This is a genomic window from Xanthomonas sp. LMC-A-07 (assembly GCF_030208825.1).
Taxonomy (GTDB): Bacteria; Pseudomonadota; Gammaproteobacteria; order Xanthomonadales; family Xanthomonadaceae; genus Xanthomonas; species Xanthomonas campestris.
In genome coordinates, this window is the sequence record NZ_JARVTF010000028.1 from 1 (window position 1) to 5,734 (window position 5,734).

Here is a 5,734-nt window from a genome sequence, read left to right on the forward strand (position 1 = left end):
CTGCTGCGCCGCTTACCGCCTTCACCCCAATTCCCTCTCCCGGCGGAGAGGGGCTTGACTGTTCCTTCTCCCCTCGGGAGAAGGTGCCCCGTAGGGGCGGATGAGGGTGCGAGCGAAGCCTGTTGAAGTTTGGATGCACGTGCTGCTGCGCCGCTTACCGCCTTCACCCCAATTCCCTCTCCCGGCGGAGAGGGGCTGGAGCAGGCTTCTCTCACTGGAGGAAAGCTGGGGCACCGCCGGAATCGTCAACGCGATCAACCTGGCATCCGCATCCGCATCCGCATCCGCCGTAGGGATCACGCGGTTACGAATCCCCAATCCCAACTCCCCAATCCCAGCTCTTCAGGGCTTCTGCGCCGCTGCCGGCTCATTGACGATCTTCTCCAGATCCTTCTGCAGATCGGTAAACAGCGGCAGCATCTTTTGCTGGATGGCGCCCATCAGGTTCTGGGTCAGTGCCGGGGTCTTGTCCAGCAGGCTCTGGCCGGCCGAGCTCTCGTAGAACTCGGCCATGGCAATCACGTCCTCGCGCGAGAACGAGCGCTTGTACAGGTCCACGTACATCGGGCGCAGCTCCGACCACGACAGCGCCTTGCGCACGGTCTGGCGGGTGCGGTCCTGGATGCGCTGCAGCTGCGCCTGCTGGTCGGCATCGAGCTGGCGCTGCGCGGTGAGCTGGGCGAATTGCTGCTGCTGCATCGCTTCGATCTGCGGCAGCATGGTGTCGAGCATGGTCTGCGCGCGCGAAGCGGCCAGCAGCCGGTTGACGTCGGCATCGCTGGGCGCCTGGGCCCAGGCCACCGGCGAGGCGAGGGCCAGCACCAGCAGCACCAACAGGCGACGGGCGTGGCGACGGGCCGAAATGAAAGCGGTGGGTGTCATCGGAGCATCCTGCAGTCGGGGGACCGGCCGCAGCATACGGGATGACGCCGGCGTTCGCGCGCGCGTCCACGCCCGTCCCGATACAATCCGGCGCATGGCCAGTGAACCCATCCAGATCACCCCCAACCTGGCGATCCCGCCCGGCGAGATCGTCGAGCGCTTCGTGCGCGCGAGCGGCGCCGGTGGGCAGAACGTCAACAAGGTGTCGACGGCGGTGGAGCTGCGCTTCGATGTGGCCGGCTCGCCGTCGCTGCCGGAACCGTTGCGCGCGCGCCTGCTGTCGCGGCGCGATCGCCGCATGACCGCTGACGGCGTGCTGGTGATCGATGCGCAGCGGTTCCGCACCCAGGACCGTAACCGCGAAGATGCGCGAGAGCGGCTGGCCGAGATCATCAATGCATGCCTGTCGGTGCCCAAGCGCCGCGTGGCCACCAAACCGAGCCATGGTGCCAAGCTGCGGCGGCTGGATGCCAAGCGTGAGCGTAGCCAGATCAAACGTGGACGCTCTGCGTCCCACTGGGAGTAAGCGTGAGTGACACTGACCCGTCGTTGCCGCCGGTAACGCAGGCCAACATCCTGTTGCAACCCTCACCACCACGCATGCCGCGTGCGCATGGCCGCTTCGGCCGTTGGCTCGGCCGCACCGCGCTGCGGTTGACCGGCTGGCGGTTGGTCGGTCGTCTGCCCGACGAGCCCAAGCTGGTGATGATCGTCGCCCCGCACTCCTCCAACTGGGACGGTTTTCTCGGCTTTGCGGCCAAGTTCGCGCTCGGCTTCGATGTGCGCGTGCTGGGCAAGGCGCAGCTGTTCTGGTGGCCGCTGGGGCCGCTGCTGCGCAAGCTCGGCGCCATCCCGCTGGACCGCAGCTCGCCGCAAGGCACGATTGGCCAGGCGGTGCGGTTGATCCGCAACTCCGAGCAGATGTGGTACGTGATCACCCCGGAAGGCACGCGCAAGCGCGTCGAAAACTGGAAGGCGGGGTTCTGGAAGATCGCCTCCGATGCCAAGGTGCCGATCCTGCCGGTGTATTTCGATTACCCCAGCAAGACCGTGGGCATCGGCGAGCCGTTCTGGACCGGCACCGACATGGCCGCCGATATCGCCGCCGTGCGCAGCTGGTACCGCCCGTGGCGCGGCAAGCACCGCGATACGCTCTGAGCCCACCATCCCCTGTTTGCGTGGTGGCGATCGCCGGCCACGCCTTGCGAGGAACGCCAATGTCATCTGCCCGCGTGTTGTGCCTGTCGTTGCTGCTGTGGGCCACCGGCCCGGTGTGGGCCGCCACGCCCATGCTGGTGATCCACGGCGGCGCCGGTGTGGAGAAATCCAGCCTGTCGCCGGAGGAACAAGCGCAGGCACGCGAGGCGATGCAGCGCGCGCTGCGTGCTGGCCATGCGGTGTTGACGCGCGGCGCTAGCGCGGTGGATGCGGTGGCCGCCACCATCACCGTGCTGGAGGATGCGCCGCAGTTCAACGCCGGGCGCGGTGCGGTGTTCACCCACGATGGCAAGAACGAACTCGATGCCGCGATCATGGACGGCGCCAGCGGCAAGGCCGGCGCGATCGCCGGCGTGCACACGGTCAAGAACCCCATCCTGTTGGCGCGCAGTGTCATGGACCGCTCCAAGCATGTGATGCTGGTCGGCGACGGCGCCGAGCAGTTCGCGCGCGAGCAGGGCATCGCGTTGGTCGATCCCAGCTATTTCCGTACCGACAAGCGTTGGCAGCAACTGCAAAAAGCGCGCAAGGCCGAGGCCGGTGACCGCCAGGCCCAAGCCGAACTGGATCTGGAAACCGCCAAGCACTTCGGCACCGTGGGCGCGTTGGCGCTGGACCGCGACGGCCATCTGGCAGCCGGTACGTCCACCGGCGGCATGACCAACAAGCGCTACGGCCGCGTGGGCGATGCGCCCATCATTGGCGCCGGTACCTATGCCAACACCCAGTGCGCGGTATCCGGCACCGGCTGGGGCGAGTTCTATATCCGCGCGGTGGCCGCCTACGACATCTGCGCGCGCATGAAATATGCCGGGCAATCGCTGCAACAGGCGGCCGAGGCAGTCATCGATCAGCAGATTCCCAAGGCCGGCGGCGACGGTGGCGCGATTGCGCTGGATGCGCAGGGCAATGCCGCATTTCCGTTCAATACCGAGGGCATGTACCGCGGCTGGATCGGTGCCGATGGCACGCCGCATGTGGCGATCTTCAAGGACGAGGCGCTGTAACGCTGCCGCGCTTGCCCGGTATGGCGCTGAAGGCTGGCGCGTGCCAGCCCATCACCGCATCCGGAGCGCATGACGACGCAGCGGCGGCCCACGCGATGGCGCCCGGACGGCACGCGATCTCGCAGCCCCACTGCGTTCATCCATCCAATCCAACGGCACATGCCACACGCGACGAAACCCGCTAGCGTGGCCGGCTGCTGTTACCCACTCAGGAATTACACGCCATGTCGCGTACCGTCGTTCTGGCCGCTGCCATCACCCTGGCACTGGCTGCTTGTTCTGGAAAAGATTCGTCCGGTAAGGAGTCCACCACCGTGCCCGAGAAGACCGCTACCACCCAGACCCCGGATGCCGCGCCGAACCCGCTGCTGACCGCCAGCACGCTGCCGTTCCAGGCGCCGCCGTTCGACAAGATCCAGGACAGCGATTATCTGCCTGCGTTCGAAGAAGGCATGCGCCAGCATCTGGCGGACGTGCGCAAGATTGCCGATAACCCCGAGCCGGCCAACTTCGACAACACCATCGAAGCGATGGAGCGCAGCGGCGAAACGCTCACCCGCGTCTCGCGCATTTTCTTTGGCCTGGTGCAGGCCGATACCAGCGACGCCCGCCAGAAAATCCAGGAAGAGGTGGCGCCCAAGCTCGCCGCGCACCAGGACGAGATCAATCTGGATCCCAAACTGTTCGCACGCGTCAAGGCGATCTACGACCAACGCGACACGCTGAGCCTGGAGCCGGAGCAAAAGCGCCTGGTCGAACGCCATTACGAAGAGCTGGTGCGCGCCGGCGCGCAGCTGTCCGACGCCGACAAGACCACCTTGCGCAAGCTCAACGTGGAGGAGACCACGCTCTCCACGCAGTTCCATACCAAGCTGGTGGCCGCCTCGGCTGCCGCCGCCGTGGTGGTGGACGACAAGGCCAAGCTCGATGGCCTGAGCGAGGGCGACATCGCCGCCGCCGCCGATGCCGCCAAGGCGCGCAAGCTCGATGGCAAGTACCTGCTGACCCTGCAGAACACCACCCAGCAGCCGGTGCTGGCGTCGCTGAAGGATCACGACCTGCGCGCGCAGGTGATGAAGGCCTCGCAAACCCGTGCCGAACAGGGCGACGCCAACGACACCCGCCAGACCATCCAGCGGCTGGCGCAGCTGCGCGCGCAAAAAGCCAAGCTGCTCGGCTTCGACAGCTACGCCGCCTACAGCCTGGGCGACCAGATGGCCAAGACGCCGGAGGCCGCGCTCAAGCTGTTGACCGACACCGTGCCGGCGGCGACCGCCAAGGCGCGCCGCGAAGTGGGCGAGATGCAGAAGGTCATCGATGCGCAGCAGGGCGGCTTCAAGCTGGCTGCTGCGGATTGGGACTTCTACGCCGAGCAGGTGCGCAAGGCCAAGTACGACCTGGACGAATCGCAGATCAAGCCGTATTTCGAACTGGACAACGTGCTGCAGAACGGCGTTTTCTACGCAGCCACGCAGCTGTATGGCATCACCTTCAAGCAGCGCACCGACATCCCGACCTATCACGCGGACATGAAGGTGTACGAAGTGTTCGATGCGGACGGCACCTCGATGGCGCTGTTCTACACCGACTACTTCAAGCGCGACAGCAAGTCCGGCGGCGCCTGGATGGATGTGTTCGTGGAGCAGGACGGGCTGACCGGCACCAAGCCGGTGGTCTACAACGTGTGCAACTTCACCAAGCCCGCCGCGGGCCAACCGGCGCTGCTGAGCTTTGATGACGTCACCACCTTGTTCCATGAGTTCGGGCACGCACTGCATGGCATGTTCTCCAAGGTGAAGTACCCCTCGATCGCCGGCACCAGCACCTCGCGTGACTTTGTCGAGTTCCCCTCGCAGTTCAACGAGCACTGGGCCTCGGACCCGAAGGTCTTCGCCAACTACGCCAAGCACTACCAGACCGGTGCAGCGATGCCCGATGCCCTGGTGGAGAAGATCAAGAAGGCCAAGACCTTCAACAGCGGCTACGCCACCACCGAGTACTTGTCGGCGGCATTGCTCGACCTGGCCTGGCACACCCAGCCGGCCGATGCACCGCTGCAGGACGTGAGCAAGTTCGAGGCCGATGCCTTGAAGCGCTTCAAGGTCGATCTGGCCGAAGTCCCGCCGCGCTACCGCAGCACCTATTTCGATCACATCTGGGGCGGCGGTTATTCCGCCGGCTACTACGCCTATTTCTGGTCGGAAGTGCTCGATGATGACGCATTCGAGTGGTTCAAGGGAAACGGCGGCCTGACCCGCAAGAACGGCGATACCTTCCGCGCCAAGATCCTTTCGCGCGGCAATACCGTCGATCTGGCGACGCTGTACCGCGATTTCCGTGGCAAGGATCCCAGCGTCAAGGCGCTGTTGGAGAGTCGTGGGTTGACCGAGTGACCTGAGCGGTTGGCTCAGGTTTTTAGGTAGAACGAAAAGGGACGGCTATGCCGTCCCTTTTCGTTTGGCCTCTGGAATTTGTATCTCCATTTCCATGGAGATGTTTCGCTGGCTGTCGCTGTCGCTCTGCCGTTGCTTCGGTTTTGCTCTTTGCTTCGGGTCCCCCATACCGCAGCGGTAAGCCAGGTAGATACAACCCGCAGGGCGGCGCGCATGGATGCGCGACGTTTTTGT

The 5,734-nt window shown here is 65.2% G+C and carries 6 protein-coding genes; 4 read left to right on the forward strand and 2 right to left on the reverse strand.

The features are described 5' to 3' along the window. Positions 1-342 precede the first annotated feature (342 nt). Positions 343-918, reverse strand: a complete 576-nt coding sequence (locus QRM89_RS21035; RefSeq protein ID WP_193589196.1) for a DUF2059 domain-containing protein — start codon at positions 916-918, stop codon at positions 343-345. A gap of 58 nt (positions 919-976) precedes the next feature. Between QRM89_RS21035 and arfB the strand changes: the two genes are divergently transcribed. The 4 genes from arfB (at position 977) to dcp (ending at position 5,500) form a co-directional block, all read left to right on the forward strand. After that, positions 977-1,408 carry an alternative ribosome rescue aminoacyl-tRNA hydrolase ArfB gene (arfB, locus tag QRM89_RS21040; RefSeq protein ID WP_011035482.1) on the forward strand — a complete coding sequence of 144 codons (432 nt, stop codon included), beginning with the start codon at positions 977-979 and terminating at the stop codon, positions 1,406-1,408. 2 nt (positions 1,409-1,410) lie between these two features. After that, positions 1,411-2,040 (forward strand): lysophosphatidylcholine acyltransferase, encoded by a 630-nt coding sequence (locus tag QRM89_RS21045; protein WP_014509430.1) that lies wholly within the window; start codon positions 1,411-1,413, stop codon positions 2,038-2,040. Between the two features lie 59 nt (positions 2,041-2,099). Continuing rightward, positions 2,100-3,107 carry an isoaspartyl peptidase/L-asparaginase gene (locus tag QRM89_RS21050; RefSeq protein ID WP_285449079.1) on the forward strand — a complete coding sequence of 336 codons (1,008 nt, stop codon included), beginning with the start codon at positions 2,100-2,102 and terminating at the stop codon, positions 3,105-3,107. A gap of 224 nt (positions 3,108-3,331) precedes the next feature. Beyond that, positions 3,332-5,500: a peptidyl-dipeptidase Dcp gene (gene dcp, locus QRM89_RS21055; protein ID WP_285449081.1), complete on the forward strand. Its 2,169-nt coding sequence runs from the start codon at positions 3,332-3,334 to the stop codon at positions 5,498-5,500. Between the two features lie 45 nt (positions 5,501-5,545). On the opposite strand, the gene QRM89_RS21060 is transcribed toward dcp, so the two are convergent. Beyond that, positions 5,546-5,734: hypothetical protein (locus QRM89_RS21060; RefSeq protein WP_285449083.1), on the reverse strand; the 189-nt coding region annotated here is incomplete at its 5' end.